The sequence below is a fragment of the Nesterenkonia haasae genome (genome assembly GCF_010119385.1).
Classification (GTDB): domain Bacteria; phylum Actinomycetota; class Actinomycetes; order Actinomycetales; family Micrococcaceae; genus Nesterenkonia; species Nesterenkonia haasae.
The window spans coordinates 79176-99042 of sequence record NZ_VFIE01000027.1 but is presented as its reverse complement, the minus strand read 5'-3'; the positions used below and the strand labels follow the sequence as shown (position 1 = coordinate 99042).

21 protein-coding genes are annotated in these 19867 nt (G+C 62.1%); 18 read left to right on the top strand and 3 right to left on the bottom strand.

Annotation, left to right across the window (positions count from 1 at the left end):
• Position 1 precedes the first annotated feature (1 nt).
• From FH975_RS14385 to FH975_RS14330, 13 genes are all read left to right on the top strand, one after another.
• Positions 2-751 (top strand): sirohydrochlorin chelatase, encoded by a 750-nt coding sequence (locus tag FH975_RS14385; protein WP_162321914.1) that lies wholly within the window; start codon positions 2-4, stop codon positions 749-751.
• 41 nt (positions 752-792) lie between these two features.
• The gene (locus FH975_RS14380; RefSeq protein ID WP_153077968.1) at positions 793-1041 is read left to right on the top strand and encodes a hypothetical protein; all 249 of its coding nucleotides are present in this window, start codon (positions 793-795) and stop codon (positions 1039-1041) included.
• Positions 1038-1487 carry an FAS1-like dehydratase domain-containing protein gene (locus tag FH975_RS14375; protein WP_162321913.1) on the top strand — a complete coding sequence of 150 codons (450 nt, stop codon included), beginning with the start codon at positions 1038-1040 and terminating at the stop codon, positions 1485-1487. The genes FH975_RS14380 and FH975_RS14375 overlap by 4 nt, the downstream gene beginning before the upstream one ends.
• A complete protein-coding gene (locus FH975_RS14370) occupies positions 1487-1939 on the top strand; it encodes a MaoC family dehydratase (protein WP_153077970.1) in 453 nt (150 codons plus the stop codon). Before FH975_RS14375 ends, FH975_RS14370 begins: the two co-directional genes overlap by 1 nt.
• 105 nt (positions 1940-2044) lie before the next feature.
• Positions 2045-2917 (top strand): ABC transporter substrate-binding protein, encoded by an 873-nt coding sequence (locus FH975_RS14365; RefSeq protein WP_162321912.1) that lies wholly within the window; start codon positions 2045-2047, stop codon positions 2915-2917.
• 22 nt (positions 2918-2939) lie between these two features.
• The gene (locus tag FH975_RS14360) at positions 2940-3782 is read left to right on the top strand and encodes an amino acid ABC transporter permease (RefSeq protein WP_162321911.1); all 843 of its coding nucleotides are present in this window, start codon (positions 2940-2942) and stop codon (positions 3780-3782) included.
• Complete coding sequence (locus tag FH975_RS14355; protein ID WP_162321910.1) at positions 3779-4564, top strand: amino acid ABC transporter ATP-binding protein; 786 nt, start codon at positions 3779-3781, stop codon at positions 4562-4564. The genes FH975_RS14360 and FH975_RS14355 overlap by 4 nt, the downstream gene beginning before the upstream one ends.
• Before the next feature lie 85 nt (positions 4565-4649).
• A complete protein-coding gene (locus FH975_RS16825) occupies positions 4650-4778 on the top strand; it encodes a hypothetical protein (protein WP_268896754.1) in 129 nt (42 codons plus the stop codon).
• 214 nt (positions 4779-4992) lie between these two features.
• Positions 4993-5889 carry a MetQ/NlpA family ABC transporter substrate-binding protein gene (locus FH975_RS14350; RefSeq protein WP_162321909.1) on the top strand — a complete coding sequence of 299 codons (897 nt, stop codon included), beginning with the start codon at positions 4993-4995 and terminating at the stop codon, positions 5887-5889.
• Between the two features lie 53 nt (positions 5890-5942).
• Positions 5943-7022 carry a methionine ABC transporter ATP-binding protein gene (locus FH975_RS14345; protein WP_162321908.1) on the top strand — a complete coding sequence of 360 codons (1080 nt, stop codon included), beginning with the start codon at positions 5943-5945 and terminating at the stop codon, positions 7020-7022.
• A complete protein-coding gene (locus tag FH975_RS14340) occupies positions 7019-7696 on the top strand; it encodes a methionine ABC transporter permease (RefSeq protein ID WP_162321907.1) in 678 nt (225 codons plus the stop codon). Before FH975_RS14345 ends, FH975_RS14340 begins: the two co-directional genes overlap by 4 nt.
• Positions 7697-7822: 126 nt before the next feature.
• Entirely contained in the window at positions 7823-8980 is a 1158-nt protein-coding gene (locus FH975_RS14335; RefSeq protein WP_162321906.1) for a UDP-N-acetylmuramate dehydrogenase, read from the top strand.
• 96 nt (positions 8981-9076) lie between these two features.
• Positions 9077-11629 carry a GcvT family protein gene (locus FH975_RS14330; protein ID WP_162321905.1) on the top strand — a complete coding sequence of 851 codons (2553 nt, stop codon included), beginning with the start codon at positions 9077-9079 and terminating at the stop codon, positions 11627-11629.
• A 48-nt stretch (positions 11630-11677) separates the two neighbouring features.
• Here FH975_RS14330 and FH975_RS14325 read toward each other — a convergent pair whose 3' ends face one another.
• Positions 11678-12490 carry an IclR family transcriptional regulator gene (locus FH975_RS14325; protein WP_235928756.1) on the bottom strand — a complete coding sequence of 271 codons (813 nt, stop codon included), beginning with the start codon at positions 12488-12490 and terminating at the stop codon, positions 11678-11680.
• Between the two features lie 131 nt (positions 12491-12621).
• Between FH975_RS14325 and FH975_RS14320 the strand changes: the two genes are divergently transcribed.
• From FH975_RS14320 to FH975_RS14310, 3 genes are read left to right on the top strand one after another with little or no spacing between them, the layout of a single operon-like run.
• Positions 12622-13872, top strand: a complete 1251-nt coding sequence (locus tag FH975_RS14320; RefSeq protein WP_153077977.1) for a glycine cleavage T C-terminal barrel domain-containing protein — start codon at positions 12622-12624, stop codon at positions 13870-13872.
• Between the two features lie 12 nt (positions 13873-13884).
• On the top strand, positions 13885-14796 hold the full coding sequence (locus FH975_RS14315; protein ID WP_162321903.1) for a methylenetetrahydrofolate reductase: 912 nt from the start codon (positions 13885-13887) through the stop codon (positions 14794-14796).
• Complete coding sequence (locus tag FH975_RS14310; protein WP_162321902.1) at positions 14793-16565, top strand: formate--tetrahydrofolate ligase; 1773 nt, start codon at positions 14793-14795, stop codon at positions 16563-16565. The genes FH975_RS14315 and FH975_RS14310 overlap by 4 nt, the downstream gene beginning before the upstream one ends.
• Positions 16566-16660: 95 nt before the next feature.
• Here the strand turns inward: FH975_RS14310 and FH975_RS16820 are convergent, their stop codons facing one another.
• Complete coding sequence (locus tag FH975_RS16820; RefSeq protein WP_268896753.1) at positions 16661-16789, bottom strand: hypothetical protein; 129 nt, start codon at positions 16787-16789, stop codon at positions 16661-16663.
• 188 nt (positions 16790-16977) lie between these two features.
• Here FH975_RS16820 and FH975_RS14305 point away from each other — a divergent pair, with 188 nt between their 5' ends.
• Together FH975_RS14305 and FH975_RS14300 are read left to right on the top strand one after the other, a co-directional pair.
• Entirely contained in the window at positions 16978-17856 is an 879-nt protein-coding gene (locus tag FH975_RS14305; protein WP_162321901.1) for a sulfurtransferase, read from the top strand.
• Between the two features lie 13 nt (positions 17857-17869).
• A complete protein-coding gene (locus FH975_RS14300) occupies positions 17870-18901 on the top strand; it encodes an aldo/keto reductase (RefSeq protein ID WP_162321900.1) in 1032 nt (343 codons plus the stop codon).
• Positions 18902-18952: 51 nt separating this feature from the next.
• On the opposite strand, the gene FH975_RS14295 is transcribed toward FH975_RS14300, so the two are convergent.
• Complete coding sequence (locus tag FH975_RS14295; RefSeq protein ID WP_162321899.1) at positions 18953-19798, bottom strand: sulfurtransferase; 846 nt, start codon at positions 19796-19798, stop codon at positions 18953-18955.
• Positions 19799-19867 lie beyond the last annotated feature (69 nt).

Sequence of the window (19867 nt, the reverse complement as noted above, 5' to 3'; positions counted from 1 at the left end):
GATGGCAGTGCTTACCGGTGCCAGGACCGCGGTGCTGGCCGCGATTTCACATGGGACGAACTACCCCGCCGGACAGGCAGCCGTCCAGGGGTTGGTCGAGCTGACGGTGAGAAAGGCTGCAGGGGCAGATTCAGTTACCGACATTCAGCTCGGACATGTAGACGTGCAACAGCCCGACCCCGCCGCAGTACTTTCCGCTTACGCCCCGGATGAGCCGGCTGTGCTGGTCCCGCTTCTACTGTCCGCAGGCTTCCATGTCAACGTTGATCTCCGGGAAGCTGCCGACGCGGCTGGGCGGCCTGTAGTCGTTTCAGGAGCCTTGGGCCCTGATATACGACTCATTGACGCTCTTGAACAGCGGCTCAGCGAATCGGGGGCCGATCCCGCCACCGATTCGATCATTTTGGGGGCGGCTGGCTCGTCCAACGCCGGGGCCGTCAAGGATGTGAAAACCACCGCCTGCATGCTTTCCGAACGCCTCGACTGCCCGGTGCAAGATTCGTACTTGTCCTTCGCGCACCCCACTGTTCACGATGCAGTCTCGGCGGCTCGGGAGGCGAACCCGGGAAAGCGGATAGTCATCGCCAGTTATCTCTTGGCCCCCGGTTACTTTCAGAACATGATGGCCCGGCAAGGGGCAGATGTGGCTACAGGGCCGCTGTTGGATGTCATTGAGGGCAACGCCGATGTTCCCCCGGGTCTACCGGATATTGTGCTTGACCGTTTTCACCAGGGGCTCGCGGCACTTTAACAGATCAGTGGTGAGCGTCCGCAGGTAGGATGTTTCCCACCATGACTGAGAAGCCGTTCGACCCGTGGAGCTCCGGGACGCCCGCCTACCGCGCCGCCCTGATCGTGGGTATGGCCTGCAGCTTCTTGGGTATCCTCACTCTTATATTCGCCGCAGTCGCCGATTCTGGACTCGCCCGCACATCCGGAATCGTGCTCCTCGCTGCCGGGATTATCAGCCACGTGCTCGGCATTGGGCTGCGAAAACGCCAGGCAGTTCACATCATCCGCGAGAGAAAGAGTCAGGGTTGAGCATCAACACTGCCCGGGAAGGGCACACCTACCCCGCAATCACCTATCAGGTGAGCCGGGAAGCCATCCGGGATTTCGCTGTCGCAGTCAAGGCTGAGCACCCAGCACATCACGACCGGGAAGCCGCCACCGGACTCGGTCACCAAGACTTGCTCGCTCCGCCGACGTTCGCAGTGGTGATCTCCCAACGGGCTGAGGCGGCCGTGATAGCCGACCCTGAGGCAGGAATCGATTTCTCCCGGGTAGTGCACGCAGATGAGCGTTTCATTCACCACCACCCCATTACCGCAGGTGAGACTCTCACGGCGGCCACTACACTGGAGCGGATCAGGCTGATGGGAGCTGGGGCCATGGTCACTACCGTCACCGAGATCACGCACGACGGCGCCCCCCGCACCACAGTGACTTCCACACTATTGGTCCGGAGCGATGGAGGAGATGACTGATGCCGCTGATATCCGACCTTGAAAAGGGCCAGAGCATCGGCCACCGCACCATCGAGCTTTCCCGCGCAGACCTCATTCGCTACGCAGCGGCCTCCGGAGACCACAATCCCATCCACTGGAATGATCGGTTCGCCACAGAAGTCGGACTCGACGGAGTGATCGCGCACGGCATGCTCACTATGGGTGTCTCTGTCGAACTTGTGACTCACTGGGCTGGTGACCCGGCCAAGGTGGTGGACTACCAGACGCGGTTTACTAAGCCGGTACCAGTTCCCGAGCCCGAACAGGGCCCACCGGACATCCCCACCGCGCGGCTGGAGATTTCCGGCAAGGTCGGCAAACTCGACGCCGAGGCGAAGACGGCGCGTATCGACCTCACCGTGAACCTGGCCTCCGGAGACGAGCCCAGTAAAGTGCTCACCAAGTCTCAAGCCGTCGTGGTGCTGGACTGAACGGCTTACACATCCTCGAAACCCCCAGACCGCCTATAATCGCTTGACCAGCACGTCCCCCACCAACTGCGCCGACCACATGAGAAAAGAGACACCATGCCGAGCATGAGCGAAAAAACTGACCGGCCCTGGCTGAAACCACTGGCGCTGGTCTCCATCGCGGCGCTCGCCATCACGGCCTGCGGTGACAATGACGCCGAGGAAGACGCCGAGCCGGAGGCGGAAGTTGAAGCTGATGTAGAACTCGATGCTGAAGTCGAGACTCTTGAAGAAGGCGTGCTGCAAATCTGTTCGGACGTGCCCTACCCGCCTTTCGAGTACTACGACACCGACGGCAATGTGGTCGGCTTCGACATCGACATCGCCACAGCCGTCTCGGACGCACTGGGCCTCGAGCTTGAAATCATCGAATCCTCCTGGGACGGCATCGAATCGGGAGTGGCGCTCAACGCAGAGGACTGCGACCTGGCCATCTCCGGGATGACCATTACCGAGGAGCGCGCCGGCAACATGCTCTTCAGTGAGCCATATTTGGACGACAACCTGGGTCTGCTCGCCACCGCAGATTCTGGAATCTCCTCCACTGACGACCTGGACGGCGTTCCCGTCGGGGTCCAGAGTGCCACCACCGGCCACGACTACGCCGAAGACGAACTAGGTCTGGACGTCACCCAGTACGAAGATTCAGGGCTGATGCTGCAGGGCCTCGACGCCGGTCAGGTCGATGCGATCGTCGGTAATATCTCCATCATCGGTTACCAGGCAGGCGACGATGAACGCTTCGAGTTCGTTGAGGAGATCGACACGGGCGAGCAGCTGGGCATCGCCGCGCAGCTGGAGAACCAAGAACTCATCGACGCCGTCAATGAAGTCCTCGCAGAGCTCACTTCATCCGGCACGATGGAGGAGATTGAAGATGCGTGGTTCCGCTCTGAAACTCCTGAAGAAGCCGAAGACGACGATGAAGAAGAGGACTGAGCGCCACTAGGCGCAGCTCACCATGGCGCTTTCCAACCGGGAGCGGGCAAGACTGTCCCTGGGAATACAGGCAGCGATCTTTACTGGGATCGTCGTCGTGCTCATTGTCATCATTGACTGGGCCGCGGTGCAGCGGAGCTTCTTCAACCTTGAGCCGGTGATGGCGATGTTCCCCGAGGTCATCACGGTCGGACTGTGGAACACGGTGCGCTATACGTTCTTCGGCTTCATCTTCGGCCTCATCGGCGGGACAGTGTTGGCGCTGATGCGCATAGCGTCCTTCCCTATCTACCGGTGGCTGGCGACGCTGTACATCGAGTTTTTCCGAGGCATCCCGGCGATTCTGGTGTTCATCGCCTTGGGTTTCGGAGCGTCGCTGGCTTTCGGTCTGAACCTCTCCACGCTGCAGACGGCCTCCACTGCCTTGGCGATCGTCGGCGCCGCGTACATCGCTGAGACCATCCGGGCTGGACTCCAAGCTGTGCCGAAGGGCCAGATGGAGGCCGCTCGGGCTCTCGGCATGCCGGCTTGGCGGGCCATGGTGACGATTCAGATACCGCAGGCTTTCCGAATCGTCCTACCGCCGCTAACTAATGAGGCGATCCTGCTGACCAAAGACTCTTCGCTGATCTTCGTGGTGGGCATGGCGGGCTCAGCCGCCGAGCTCACCAAGATGGGCAGGGACGGCATCACCATGTACCAGGCGGGCATGACCCCGTTGGTGGTGGCCGGCGTCTGCTACCTGTTGATTACGGTGCCGCTGTCGATCCTGGCGCGGCGTATGGAGGAACGATCCCCTGCTCAGTCATCGCGCAAGCGCAAGAAGAAGGCGACAGCCTCCACAGATTCATCCGGTGTCGCATGAGTGAGTCAGGGGGGAGCCCAGAGCAGATGATCACCGACCCTGCCGGAGTGGTGATTGAGGACCTCTATAAGTCCTTCGGGGATGTGGATGTGCTCAAGGGAATCGACATGAGAGTCGAACCCGGTCAGGTCGTGTGCTTGATCGGAGCCTCGGGGTCGGGAAAATCCACCCTGCTGCGCTGCGTCAACAGACTTGAGGACCCCGACGCCGGGCGCATCACCGTTGGTGCTTTCGACGCTACCGACGTGGATGTGAACCTCGACGCCATGCGACGCCAGATCGGCATGGTGTTTCAGCAGTTCAACCTCTTCCCGCACCTCAGCGTCTTGGAGAACTGCACGATCACACCGCGCAGGGTGCTCAAACAATCCCGTGAGCAGGCGGATGCCGAAGCCTTGCATCAGTTGGAACTTGTGGGCCTGAAACACCTCTCTGACCGGCGTCCGGCGCAGCTCTCGGGCGGCCAGCAGCAACGTGTGGCGATCGCACGTGCACTGACTATGAAGCCCGGCCTCATGCTGTTCGATGAACCCACATCGGCCCTGGATCCCGAAACCGTCGGAGAGGTCCTTGCCATCATGCGTGACCTCGCCAGGGCTGGCATGACCATGATCGTCGTCACGCACGAGATGGGGTTCGCACGTGAAGTAGCCGACCGTGTGGTCTTTCTCGACAAGGGACTAGTGGTGGAGGAGGGGTCCGCGGAGCAGGTCATCGGCGCGCCCACTCAGCCTCGGACGCAGGACTTCTTGCGCAGAGTCCTCAACCCCTTGGGGGAGTAGCGCGGTTGAGCAACATCACGCACTTCCCATGTCAGTGATGCAGTGAACATATATTTCCTTTTGTGACGCGTGTTCACTCGTGGCCATGAATAGTATAGCTAAGCTGGCACCTGCATCACGAGCTGCGGCCATCACGATCCACTCTGGGCCGCACACCAACCCCATGTTCACGGGTGGTCTGGATCCAGATGCGGCCCGCTTCTGGCGCCCCTAGGCGTCACTGCCCGGGGCGGGCAAGAGCAGCGCTAAGAGGACTACTTCTCACGATGCGACGAATGTTTTCGCCAACGAGCCCCCGGGTCACCCTTTGCTGGTGCTGACCAACTAAGCCCTTGTGGGGAGGGCAAGGTTTCCCCACACCCTCATTCACGTGCGTGGCAGGCGACCCAGGCCTGCTGATCTGCATGCCCACTCAAGGAGATACCCCCATGATTACCCGCACCACCACATCTACGGCGTTGATCGCTGCACTGGCACTCGGCATCACCGCATGCGGTCAAGAAGAAGGCGGTGACGCCATCCCAGAAGACCAGACTTCCTTCACCATCGGTGTCGCTAACGAGCACGAGGCGCACCGCGAGTTGGCCCGCATAGCGGAGGAGGAGTATGGCTACGACATCGAGCTGGTGAACTTCACGGCGTACCCGGAACCCAACCCGGCCTTGGCAGCAGGCGACTTGGACGCCAACTGGTTCCAGCACATCGCATTTCTGGCTGAGCACAACGAGGCATCGGGGGACAACCTGCTACCGATTGCGCCAACCGAGATCGTGCCGCTGACTCTCTATTCGAACCATTACAGTGACGTCAGCGAGTTCGAAGAGGGTGACACCATTGCTATCCCTAACGACCCGGTGAACCAGGGTCGGGCCATCAACGTTCTGGTCGCCGCTGGTCTGGTGGAGCTGGCCGAAGAGATAGCCCAGCCGGAAACGCGGCACGTTGATGAAGCCTCTTCCACTGTGGAGCTGCAATCGGTCGATGCGGCACAGACCGTCAATGCGCTGCAATCAGTCGAAGGCTCTGTGATCAACAACAACTTTGCCCAGGATGCCGACTTGGACCCGCTGGCGGACGGCATCTACGCCGATGATCCCTCCGATCCATCGGCCTTTCCCTACATCAATGCCTTTGTCGTTCGAGAAGCTGACGTTGAGCATGAGGCACTCCAAGAGATCGCCTCGCTCTACCACGATCAGCGAGTGCTGGACATCATGGACGAGCGTTCAAACGGGACGTCCGTCCCTGTCGGAGATGTGACCTCAGAGGAGCTTCAGGAAGCCCTCACGGACTACGAAGAAGCTCTTCAGGAAAGCGATGAGTGATACGTGCGGCGACCCGCTCCAACACATGAGGTGACTTCGAGGAAAGGAGAGCTGTGAGCACAGCAGGCACCACTGATGCCCGCGTCGGTGCCGACCCACTGATCGAATTCGAACAGGTGACGAGAATTTTCGGAACCGGAAAAGAAGCCTCTGTCACCGCCGTCGACAACGTATCCTTCAAGGTCGACAAGGGCGAGGTCTATGGCGTGATCGGCTTCTCCGGGGCAGGGAAGTCCACCCTGATCCGTCTGGTCAATGGGTTGGAAAGGCCAACGTCAGGAACCATCAACGTCCTGGGACATGACGTCTCGAAGCTCTCCGAGTCCAGGCTTAGACACGTCAGATCCCGCATCGGGATGGTCTTTCAGCAATTCAATCTCTTCCAGTCACGCAACGTGGCCGGAAATATCGCCTACCCGCTGCGGGTCGCTGGGTGGAGCCGGGTTGAGCGAGACTCCAGGGTCGCTGAACTTCTCGATTTCGTTGGCCTGGGAGACAAGGCCAAGGCCTACCCGGAACAACTCTCCGGCGGACAGAAGCAGCGCGTTGGAATAGCACGGGCACTCGCTGTGAAGCCCGAGATTCTCTTGGCGGACGAGTCCACGTCGGCGCTTGATCCCTCGACCACGGGTGAGGTGCTGCGTCTTTTGCGCAGGGCTAATGAGGAGCTGGGCATCACCATTGTGGCGATCACTCATGAGATGGAGGTCATCCGCTCTATCGCTGATCGCGTGGCGGTCATGGACAAGGGAAAGATCGTCGAGGAGGGGCTGGTCTACGACATTTTCTCCAACCCGCGCGACGACGGAGAAGTTACCTTCGTCGGCTCCGCCCTGAGGGACCGGCCAACGGACGAGGACCTGGCTCGGATTCGTCTGCACACTCGTGGGCGACTGGTCACCGTATCGCTGAAGGACTCAGCTGCGGTCGGTGCCCTGCTGGGACAGGCCGCACAGTTCGGTGTGTCCTTTGAGATCGTCCACGGCGGGATGAACACCACCAAGAATTCGAGCTTCGGCCTCCTCACGCTCGCTCTGGAGGGAGAAGGCGACGCAGTCCAGCACTTTGTCGAGACCATGAGGGGTGTTACGCCTGTCCAAGAGGTGCGATACGGAAACGAGGTGCCGCGATGATCGATGCCTACCGTGACCTTGACTGGAACTACTACGGTCCGGAACTCATTGACGCTCTGGGGGAAACAGTCCAGATGGTGGTCTTCGCCTTCGCGATTTCTGCCTGGATCGGACTCACCCTCGGGTTGCTGCTCTACACCACACGCGCAGGTGGGCTCTTGGCGAACGCAGCACTCTTTTGGATCGTGAACTTTCTGGTCAACACCATCCGTCCCATCCCGTTCATTATTCTCATAGCCGCCCTGCAGCCGCTGACGATCCAAATGCTCGGGACCGGAATCGGCAATACTGCGGTGATTCATGCCATGGTGTGGGCGTCAAGCTTCGGCATTGCGAGGATCGTCGAGCAGAATCTCGTGACCATCGACCCCGGGGTGGTCGAAGCCGCGCGGGCAATGGGCGCTTCTCGAGTCCGCATTATTTTCACCGTCATCCTGCCGGAGGCCTTTGGGCCGCTGATCCTCGGGTTCACTTTCGTGATCATCGCCATGATCGATATGTCCGCGCTGGCCGGCATCGTCGGCGGAGGTGGCTTGGGCAATTTCGCCATCGTTGAGGGGTATCAGCGATTCCGCCCCGAAGTGACGTGGCTTGCCGTCGCGGCGGTGATCGTCATGGTTCATATGCTGCAGATTTTCGGCAACTTGGCCGCCCGAAAGGTAATGCGGCGCTAGTGCCTGCCCCTCGGTGATCACTGGGCATGTCCCGAGGGGTGGATGGGTGGAGGCCCGGCAGCAAGGTGCAGCTGCCGGGCCTCCTTTACGTCCAAATGCGCTGCCTTCCCCAGTTAGGCTTAGCTGGTGAGCACAGCGCAGATTTTCGCCGACCACACCACTGCGCGGGTGGGCGGCCCAGCAGGGCAGTGGATCGTTGCCCGTAGTGAAGCCCAGGCCATCGACGTCCTCCAGTCACATCCGCTGCCGGACGAAGGGCTCCGTACTGCCGGAGAGGATTCACTTCTCGTCTTAGGCGGTGGGTCTAATCTGCTGGTCAGCGACCTCGGCTTCCCTGGGACGGTTCTTCAGCTCGCATTCACCGGGCTCACTGCGGAGCCTGTCGGCGACGACGCCGTTGAAGTCAGTGTTGCTGCCGGTCATGACTGGGACGCGGTAGTTGCATGGACAGTGGAGCGGGGACTGCGTGGGTTAGAGACGCTCTCCGGCATACCGGGAGCCACGGGTGCCGTTCCGGTGCAAAACGTCGGCGCTTACGGTTCCGATGTCTCGCAAACGATCGTTGAAGTGCGGGTATGGGACCGGGACGCAGGAGACATCCTGATGTTGAGCGATAAGGATCTCGAGTTTGGATACCGTGACTCACTGCTCAAAAGGACCACCGTTTCAGGGTCACCTCGATACGTGGTTCTCTCGGTGACGTTCCGGTTGATTCACCAGGCAGGGCCTCCGCTGTCAGAACCGGTCCGCTACGCTGAGCTCGCCCGCGCGCTGGGCCTGGACCACACCGCGGAAGAATCATCACGCCGTGCACCGCTGCCGTATGTGCGGCACAAAGTCCTAGAGCTCCGAGGCAGCAAAGGTATGGTGCTCAACGCTGCAGATCATGACACGTGGTCCACCGGGAGCTTCTTCACCAATCCCATCATCGCGGCGTCGCGCCTCTCTGAGCTGCCAGAACGCATGCCCCGGTTTTCGGCCGGGTACAGCGGAGACGGCCAGGCGTTGGTCAAACTTTCCGCGGCCTGGTTAATTGATCAGGCCGGGTGCGGCAGGGGATTCGGCCTTTCTGAGGGACCAGAACTCGGCCGCGGACCAGATGGAACGGGCCTCGCAGGGGGGCGAGCTGCGCTTTCCACAAAGCACACGCTCGCGGTCACCAACCGCGGAAACGCCTCAACCGAAGACCTGCTCACGGTGGCCCGCGCCGCCCGAGATCAGGTTCGAGAAACTTTCGGTATCACCCTCCATCCCGAGCCTGTCCTGATCGGGTGTGAACTTTGATTCCCTGAGGTCACGGACGACGTGACCATGGTTCACTGCTCCCTGGCTGAGATATGATCAGGAGATCAAGGTCGCCCAGCAATGGTGGTGAGAGCGATGGAGAACTTTCCTGACCGTGCACACGTCGTTGTCATTGGGGCGGGTATCGTCGGCAGCTCGATCGTCCGGCACCTGGCCGAACTCGGGTGGCGCGACATCCTGCTAGTTGATAAGGGGCCCCTTCCCGAGCCGGGGGGCTCCACCGACCACGCGTCGAACTTCGTCTTCCCGGTGGACCATTCCAAAGAGATCACCGAACTCACTCTGGACTCGATGCGCCAGTACTCAGCACTTGGAGTGCTCATCGAATGCGGTGGCATCGAGGTTGCTCGCACGCCAGAACGACTCCAGGAGCTGCGCCGGCGAATGACCTCCGCAGACGCCTGGGGAGTTGCCGCTGAACTGATCAGCCCGCCACAGGTCAAAAATCACATGCCGTGGATCCGTGAAGATCTGCTGCTGGGAGGCTTCCACACCCCCACCGGGGCGATCGTCGATGCTGTGCGCGCCGGTGAGCTGATGCGAAACCGAGCGGTTGAGCTCGGGGCCCTGCAGGTCGCCGACCGGACGGAGGTCACCGGCCTCGAGGTGGACACCGGCCCCAACGCTGATATCCCGGGACGAATCCGTGCGGTAGAAACCGACCGCGGGACAGTGGTGGCTGAGCACGTCGTCGTAGCCTGCGGAGTGTGGAGCCCCCAGATCTCTGCGCTCGCTGGGGCGAATATCCCGCTTGTGCCTGCAGTGCACCAGATGATGGACCTAGGCCCTATTCCTGAGCTTGCAGCAAGGGAGGAATGGGTCTCTGTGCCGCTGGTCCGGGACATGGACGCCCGGATGTACGCCCGCCAGCGCGGACCTGACCTAGAGCTCGGTTCCTACGCCCACCGTCCGATCTTGCAGGAGCCCGCCGATATCCCGCCTCTGGGCGCCCCAGGGCAGGCATCGCCGACCCAGATGCCGTTCACTGAGCAGGACTTCGCCCCGCAGTTGGCTCACGCCCGGCAGCTGTACCCGGATCTGCTCGGTGAAAACGGCCGCGACGGAGTTGAGGTTACGAAGGCTATCAACGGACTGCTTTCACTCACCGCCGACGGCGCCCCCCTGCTGGGCGAGACGGCCGAGGTTCGCGGGCTATGGTCCGCGGCTGCGGTGTGGATCAAAGAAGGGCCTGGCGCCGGACGGGCAGTGGCCGAGTGGATGACCGAAGGCGCACCTGAGGTCGATGTCCACGGTGCAGATATCACTCGCATCCCCCGGTACGGCAGGACTCGCCACCATGTGCGTGCCCGGGCGGCGGAAGGCTTCCCGAAGGTCTACGGAATCGCACACCCGCGGGAGCAGTGGACCAGCAGTCGTCCAATGCGCACCAGCCCCTTCCACCCGCGTACCCAGGCACTCGGCGGGGAGTTCTTCGAGACCTCCGGCTGGGAGCGTCCGCAGTGGTTCGCGGCCAACGCGGCCCTGGTGGACGAATACACCGGGCGCATCGACCACAGGGTCCATGAGTGGGATACCCGCTGGTGGTCACCGATTATTGAGGCCGAGCACCTAGCCATGCGGGATAGGGCCGCAATGTTCGATCTCACCGCCTTCAGCGTCATAGATATCACAGGCGCCGATGCCCTGGACGGAGTGCAGCGGGTGGCAGTGGCGAATATGGATCGTGCTGTAGGTCGAGTCATTTACACCCCGCTGCTGGATGCCCGCGGCGGCTTCCGCTCGGATCTGACCATCGTGCGACTGGGACAGGACCACTTCCGGGTCATCACCGGGGCTGCCGACGGTGCCCGCGATCTCGCCTGGTTGCGCCGACAACTGGCCGCTGAGCTCAGTGACGGTCGTGTGATGATCCATGACCTGACCTCGGCTACCTGTGCGATCGGGCTCTGGGGCCCCCAGGCTCGCAACATCGTGCAGCGACTGACCGACGACGACGTGTCCCCCGAGGGCTTCCGGTTCGGCACTGCCCGGGAAGTGGTGCTCGCCGGGATTCCAACGCTGATGGTGCGCATCTCCTATGTAGGTGACCTCGGCTGGGAGATCCACCTCCCGGTCGAACACGGTCTAGCCCTGTGGGATGCCCTGTGGGAAGCCGGTCGACCGGAGGGGCTCATCGCCGCTGGGGCAGGGGTCTACGGCACGACAGGCCGGCTGGAGAAGGCCCACCGACTCTTCGGAGCCGAGCTCGCCCCGGATCGTGATCCTGTGGAGGCGGGGCTCGCGCTGCCAAAGGTGAAGGACGCGGACTTCCTCGGCAAAGAGGCCTACCTGGTGGCCCGGGCGCAGGAGCCGGCAGCTGTGCTGTGCACTGTGGCTTTGACTGGAGGAGGGGTTGCCGGACCCCGGTTCCCCACCGGAAATGAACCTGTCTTGGGCGAGGACGGATCGGTCCTCGTAGACGGTCGTGGTCGACGCAGTTATGTCACCAGCGCGGGTCCGGCGCCATCCTTGGGCCGCTATCTGATGCTGGCCTACCTGCCACCGGAGTGGGCCGTCGCGGGTGCCCGGCTGCAGGTCGGTTACCTAGGGGCGGGGCTACCAGCCGAGGTGTTGGCCGTGGGCCGGAGAGCACCATTTGATCCGGATCATGCCCGGGTCAAAGGATGAGGCGTCTGTGAGTGCCTCCGCCCGATCTTGCGGTCAGAGGTTCATCGCTCAGTTCCGAACTTGACCTACGTGTCCCAGCCGACGGGAGAGGGCGTCAGCAGCACTGAGCACCGACTCGCGCACCACCGGGAGTCGGTCCGGCGGCAGCCGATAGGACGGGCCGGCCACGCTGATACCAGCCACTACTCTGCCGCTATGGTCGAAAACCGGAGCGGCCACGGCATTGAGGCCCTCTTCCAATTCCTCCACCGCGAAGGCCCAGCCTTGGTCACGGATGCGCTGCAACTCCTCGGCAAGGGCCTGGGGGCAAATCAGCGTGTGCTCGGTATAGGCAGTCAGGCCAGCGTCGAGCCGTGCCTTCCGTTCCTCCTCTGGAAGGTGGGCCAGCAGCACTTTTCCGTTCGAGGTCGCGTGCAGGGCGGTGTGCTGTCCTATCCAGTTGCGCATCGCGACCGTGTTGTTGCCCTCAGCCTGGCAGACATTGATAGCCACGCCCTCGCGAGTGATGGCCACCGTGGTGGTCTCTCCGATCGCCGCCGAGAGCTCGTCGCACACCGGTTGGGCCTCCAAGCTGAGATCGAGTCGCGTGGCAGTAGCACCCGCCAGGCGCAGGCAACCGACGCCAAGACGGTACCCCCCGGGGCCATCTGGGGGTTCCACCAGGTCGTGACGGACAAGAGTTTCGACCAGACGGCCCACAGTGGACTTGTGCACCATGAGTTCCCTGGCCATCTGGCTGAGACTTGCTTCACCTTCGCGGGCCAGGATGTCTAAAACTGTTAAGGCGCGGTCAACGGACTTCACCGGAGAGTCGGAGGAGCGGGCGCTGGTCTGCGTCGAGGGTGCGGTATCGGTGCTCATGATGTGTTGAGCATGACGCTTCGGAAGGTATATAGCAAGCACCATCGTCGCGTATCATGCAACCTATTGCGTGATGCGCGACACGGTGCCATGCTGGAAGTGTCCCAATGATGTGACAGCAGGAGGCTCCCATGACCCTCAACGCAGATACGCTTGCCAGCTCCAACGGCGTGGACGCCGTCATTCCGGACCCCCGGATCCTTCTTTATCCAAGGCTTCGCAAATCCCCCTTCTTTTGGGCATCGCGTCGCCACGGCGTTGCGATGTACAGCGTGTACAACCACACCTACCATCCGCGTCACTACGGTGATCCGGTGGCCGAGTATTGGGCTCTGCTTCAGGGCGTGACGCTGTGGGACGTCGGAGTCGAGAAACAAATCGAAATTACTGGCCCTGATGCCTTCACTTTCACGAACATGCTCATCCCGCGTGATCTGCGCAAGTGCGAGGTCGGGCAGTGCAAATACGTTTTCATGACCGCTGACGACGGTGGAATCCTCAACGACCCCGTTCTGCTCCGTCTGGGGCAGAACCACTTCTGGCTCTCGCTGGCAGACAGTGACATCCTGCTTTGGGCCCGCGGTCTGGCGTATAACTCGGGCATGGACGTCACCATCGAGGAGGCGGACGTCGGCCCGGTGCAAATCCAGGGGCCGCTGTCCGGGAAAGTGATGGCTGCGATCTTCGGCCCAGAAGTTCTCGACATTGGTTACTACCGACTCAAAGAGTTTGGGCTCGACGGCATGGAGGTCATCGTCTCCCGCACCGGCTATACCGCCGAGTTGGGCTTCGAAATTTACGTGAAGAACGCCTCACGTGACGCGGTGCGTCTTTGGGAGACGGTGTGGGCGGCCGGCGAGCCTTTCGGGATGAAGGTCATAGGGCCTTGCCACATGCGCCGCATTGAGGCCGGCATTTTGGCCCATGGCTGCGACATCACGTACCAGACGAACCCATTCGAGGTGGGCATGGGGTATGACTGGATGGTGGACCTGAAACAGGAGGCAGACTTCATAGGCAAGGACGCCTTGAGGCGCATCAAACAGGACGGTGTCACCCGGAGGCTCGCCGGCGTAACAATCGGCGGCCCTGCCCTGGGCACCTTCAACGACGGCTCGATGATCGAGGCCTTCCCAGTCTGGCGGAGCGGACACAGGGTGGGAGAGGTCACCTCCGCGTGCTTCTCCCCGCGGCTAGAACGCAACATCGGTTACGCTATGGTGCCTGTCGACCTCAGTGCGACGGGCACGGAGCTGGAGATCGAGACCCCGACAGGCGTGGTGCCCGCCGTAGTGGTGCCCAAGCCGTTCGTCGACCCCACCAAGGACATACCGAAGCAGTCCTTCACGCCGGGCAACGGCTACCTCTCTCCGGATAACTGAAGGTATTCGCCGGTGATCCGCAAGTCGACCGTCGACGCCTCGGTGTCGCCCGCACAGCGGCACGGTCTGCGTGAGCTGCTGGAGGATCCACGGTTCGAGGTACTGCCGCTGGGTCGGATTGTCGACGACGCCGTCGCTCACCTGCCTGCCGGTGCCAAAGTCACGGTGACAGCCTCCCCCACTCGAGGCGCCGACCCCACAGTGGAGACTGCGGAGGCTCTCATCCGCAAGGGCTTCCGGGCGGTGCCACATTTAGCGGCGACGCAGCATGGGGAAGACTCCTTACCGCACACGCTGGAACGTCTTCAGACCGCAGGAGTCCAGGAGGTGTTCGTCGTCGGCGGAGATGCGGCGGACGGGCAGGCTCGGCGTGGCAAGACCACAGCCATGAGAGACGCCCCCTTCTCTGATGGCCAGAAGCTCCTGGCCGCTGTGCGCCGGCTGGCCCCAGAGCTGCGTCTCGGGGTGGCGGGTTACCCAGAGGGACATCCCAAGATCTCGCAGGAAACGCTTGATGAGTCCCTGGCGCAGAAGGCGGAATGGGCGTGCTGCCTCGTCACTCAGCTCTGCTTCGATCCACAGACAGTCCACGAATGGGCGACAGGGCTCCGAGCCCGGGGTGTGCAGACTCCGGTCTACGCTGGCGTCCCCGGATCAGTGGGCTCTGCGAGGCTGATGCGCGTCGCAGGGCGGATCGGTATCGGGGACTCGCTGCGCTTCCTCGCTTCCGGCCGGGCCGGCCTGGCTCTGCGGTTAGCCTCACCCGGGCGCTACGATCCCACGTCGCTGGTGGCAGGGCTGGTGACCGCCAGTGGGGACGTCGTCGTCTCAGGTATTCACCTGTACACATTCAATGCGCTCGAAGAGACGGAGCTGTGGCGACGGCGACTCGTGGCCTGGCTCGAAGAGGGAGATCACGGATGACAACCACCGGAGGCTTCAGCGGACCACAAGAGAACAGCGAGCAGAATGCCCCGGCGCTTACCGCCAAGGACAGTCTTAGCATCTCCGCGAAGACGCAGCTGCGTCCGATTGGTGTGATCGGCGCTGAGCTGGGCCTCGATGAGGACCTCATCGAACCCTACGGGCGTGGGGTGGGGAAAGTGGACCTGGCGGCGATCGGTCGGTTGGCTGACCGGCCCGCGGGGAAGTACATCTTGGTCACCGCCATCACCCCGACACCACTGGGGGAGGGGAAGACGACGACCGCCGTTGGGCTCGGACAGGGGCTGCAGACGACCGGGCGACGGGCTGCCATAGCTGTCCGGCAGTCCTCGCTGGGCCCAACGATGGGAATTAAGGGCGGCGGCACCGGTGGTGGGTGGAGCCAGGTAGTGCCCATGGACCGGCTGAACCTGCATCTGACCGGAGATCTGCACGCTGTTACCGCCGCCCACAACCAGCTGGCCGCGATGGTAGACAATCATCTTCACCGAGGCAGCCCCTCCGGCCTGCATCCGGAACGGGTGACCTGGCGGCGGGTTATGGATGTCAATGACCGTTCGTTGCGGCAGATCGTCACCGGGATGGGCCCCGCCGGGGGAGGGCCGGCGTCGAACGGGCCCGTCCGGCAGTCCGGTTTCGACATCACCGCAGCTTCCGAGGTGATGGCCACTTTGTCTCTGGCTCGCTCGCTGGAGGAGCTTCGGGCACGGTTGGGGCGAATCGTGGTGGGTACAACCGGAGACGGTGAACCTGTCACGGCAGAAGACATCGGGGCCGCCGGGGCGATGACGGTGCTGCTGCGGGAGGCCCTCCAGCCGAACCTGCTGCAGACCGTGGAGCACACACCGGCACTGGTGCATTGCGGGCCCTTCGGCAACATCGCCACCGGCAATTCCTCAGTGGTGGCAGACCTGATCGGCGTCCGTGCCGCCGACTACCTGATCACAGAGGCTGGGTTCGCCGCGGACATGGGCGCCGAACGGTTTTTCAACATCAAGTGCCGGGTCTCCGGGCTGGAACCGGATGCCGCTGTGGTGGTGGCCACGGTGCGTGCGCTCAAAGTGCATTCGGGACGCCACCGGGTGGTCGCAGGAAGGCCGCTGCCGCAGGCGATGCTCAAAGAGAATCCGGAGGAAGTGCGGACTGGGTCGGAGAACCTGCGAGCCCAACTGCGGATCATCCGCCGGCACGGGGTCACCCCGGTGGTGGCCATCAACTCCTTCCCCGACGACTTTGCCAGTGAGCACGAGGTGATCGCCCAGATCGCTGCGGAGGAGGGGGCCCGATGCGCAGTCTCCACGCACTTCACCGATGGAGGCGCCGGCGCTCTTGAACTCGCCGAAGCGGTTGCAGAGGCCGCTGAGGAGCCCGGTGAGTTTAGGTTCCTGTATCGGGAGGAAGAGTCACTGGTCGAGAAGATCGAGTCTATCGCCACCGAGATATATGGCGCGGATGGGGTGGACCTATCCCCCCGAGCGGCCAAGGACCTGGCTGCCTACACCGAGGCCGGGTACGGGCGGCTGCCGGTGTGTGTTGCGAAGACGCACCTGTCCCTGTCAGCGGACCCGAAGCTGGTGGGGGCGCCGTCAGGTTGGCGGCTCCCGGTGGGCGAGGTGCGGCTCTCCGCGGGAGCGGGGTTCGTGTACCCCATGTGCGGATCGATTCAGACCATGCCCGGACTAGGGTCAGCTCCAGCGGCAGAGAGCATCGACATCGACGGTGACGGGCGGATCGTCGGACTGTTCTGATGGTTGCGGATTAAGCGCTTTTCGCGAAGGCGGGAGGCCTGGGGGAGGACATTCTGCTGGCTAGAGTGTGATCATTGTCCATCGCGGAAGTGGCACTACGAAGAGGTCGCTATGAGGTCCCGCGATGACTTGTACTGACTTTTCAACCGGTCCACAGTCCACTCGGTATTGCCGGAGGCCACCATACCGAAAGGGATCCCTGGGATGTGATGCCGGGTGGTCATGGAGCTTCCTTCTGCTGGTGATAGGTGAATCATCGACACAAAGGCGTCATCGTTGACTGTACAACGTACAGAAAACCTCAATAGGGTCATGGACACGGCCTAGGAATGTCATGGACGTTAATGTGGATGCGTGTTGTTGCGTCTGCTGTGACACATTGAAAGCAACCCCAACTGAGAGGCAGGTCACGATGTCGAAGGATCTGACACAGTACGCCAACCCCAATGCGCTGGTGAGCACCGAATGGCTCGCCCAGCACAAGGACGATCCCAATGTGGTGGTCCTCGAGTCCAATGAGGATGTGCTCCTCTACGAGACCGGCCACATCCCCGGAGCCGTCAAAATCGACTGGCACACCGACCTCAATGACTCGGTGGCGCGAGACTTCATCAACGAGCAGCAGTTCGCCGAATTCGCCGGGTCCAACGGCATCAGTCCTGACACCACTGTGGTTTTCTACGGCGATAAATCCAATTGGTGGGCGGCTTACGCACTATGGGTCTTCACGCTTTTCGGCCATGATGACCTGCGGCTGCTCGATGGCGGGCGGCAGAAGTGGATCGACGAGGGTCGGGATGTCACCACTGAGGTACCCGCTCTTGTTCGCGCCGAGTACCCGGTTCCTGCCCGCCGCAATGACGATCAATGGCGCGCCTTCCGCGAAGACGTGCTTGCACACATCGGCAACGGCCCGCTGGTAGATGTCCGTTCACCGGCTGAATTCACCGGGGAAGTCACATCCGCGCCCGGGTTTGAAGACAAGGAAGGGGCACTGCGCGGCGGTCATATCCCGACGGCATCTTCGGTGCCCTGGGCACGGGCGGCAAACGACGACGGCACCTTCAAATCCCGTGATGAGCTGGAGCAGATCTACAAGAACGAAGCGGGGGTCGGCGAAGCTGAAAACGTGATCGCGTACTGCCGGATCGGTGAACGTTCCAGCCACACGTGGTTCGTCCTCAAGCACCTGTTGGGCTACAAGAACGTCCGCAACTACGACGGCTCATGGACCGAATGGGGCAATGCCGTTCGCCTGCCCATCGCCGTCGGCAGCGAACCCGGTCACTAAGGTGTCTGACCTTATGGCACTTCGCACCACTGAGCTCGGCGCTGGGCCTCACGCGTTGACAACCACCGCGTTCGGCTACGGCGCAATGTCCTTGGCCGGTGCCTATGGTCCTATTGATGAGCCAGCCGCGCTCACCCTGCTCCAGGAGGTGACCGGCCGGGGGATAACATTCATCGACACGGCCAATATCTACGGTTTAGGCCTCAGTGAGACTATTCTCGGCCGGTTCCTCGAAGGTCGCCGAGATGACATCATCTTGGCCACAAAGTGCGGGATTGAGCCGAAAGGTGAGGCTGGCAAGCGCAGCATCAATGGCCGCCCAGAGCATATCCGTGAGCAGATCGAGCTCTCGCTGCGTCGTTTGGGCACCGACTACGTTGATCTTTACTACCTGCATCGGCCCGACCCGGACGTGCCGATTGAAGAATCAGTGGGAGCCCTCGGTGAGCTGATCAGCGCGGGCAAGGTGCGCAGCATTGGGCTCTCCGAGGTCACCGCGGCAGAAATTCGTCGGGCACATCAGACATATCCGATCACCGCGATACAGTCCGAATGGAGCATCTTCGCCCGTGATGTGGAGGAGTACGTTCTCCCCACCTGCGCCGAGCTTGGCATCGGGTTTGTCGCCTTCTCACCAGTGGCCCGGGGACTCCTCACGGATGGGTTTGATCCCGAAGGATTGGGGGAGAACGACGCCCGGCACAAGTTCCCCTGGTTCGCGCCTGAGTACCTGGAGCCCAATCACCAGGTGGCGAACAAAGCCAGGCTGCTCGCTGCTGACGCAGGTATTCCCGCAGCGGGCCTGGCCTTGGCCTGGCTTTTTACCAAGGCTGAAGGTGCTGGCCTGAGCCTCTCGGTAATCCCAGGCACGCGTTATGTGGAGCACCTCGATGAGTTGCTCGCTGGCCTCGACGGTCAGTTGAGTGTTGAGCTCGTGGCGGCCCTAGATGCGCTCGCAGAGGAGGTCCGTGGTGATCGCAGCTTTTCCCCGCAATGGGTGTCAGGCGGCCGTGAAGGCCTGTTGCCGCGCGCTTCCGGAAAGTAAACCAAAATTACGTATCAGTAGCCGTTTAGGGTCTCAGTTCGCGACGCTGATTCAGCCTGGCTGGTCTCCCGTGATGACTTCACGGTCGGGATGATTGGCCCACTGACTGAATGAACCTGGGTAGAGGACAGCCTCGAATCCAGCTCGCTCCAGCGCGAGCGTAGAGTGCGCAGCAGTTATACCGGATCCGCAGTAGGTGGCAACGGGTTTGTCAGGGTCGACACCGACGCTGAGGAACTGCTCCCGTAAGGCTTCGGGTTCGAGGAACCGGCCGTTCTCATTCAGGTTCGCCGTCGTCGGGGCGTTCAGTGCGCCAGGAATGTGACCGGCTCGGGGATCAATGGGTTCATGCTCGCCACGGTAGCGTTCTGCGGCCCGGGCATCGACCAGTGTGCCGTGCTGCGGGAATCCTGCGACCTGGTTGATGCTCAGCGCCTCAAGCGTGCCGTACCGCAAAGTGATACTTCCCGGATCGGGTCTAATCTCGCCGGTTTCCAGAGCTAGGCCCGCGTCGATCCAGCCACGCAGCGAGCCGTCGAGGACGCGAACATCTTTCACGCCGGCGTGGCGCAGTAGCCACCACGCGCGGGCTGAGGCGGTGTTCTTGATGTCGTCGTAGACGACCACTGTGTCACCCTCGTGAAGTCCCCACCGACGTGCGGCACTCTGCAGGGTCTCGATGGTAGGCAGAGGGTGGCGCCCTTCGGAGAGGGGCCGCCCGTGTTCCGCCAGCTCAGTGTCGAGATCTACGAATACGGCTCCGGGAACGTGGCCTTGCAGGTATTTGGCATAGCCATTGGGGCGGTCGAGGCGCCAACGGACATCGAGGAGGCGCAGCCCAACTGCTCTCGAACTGATCGATTCGTGCAGTTCTTCGGGGCCGATAAGAGTTCCCATGGAAGTCCTTCCGAACGTTCGAGCCCCTGACCCGGCGGTGACGTATTCCATCATCACATGGGAAAGTTG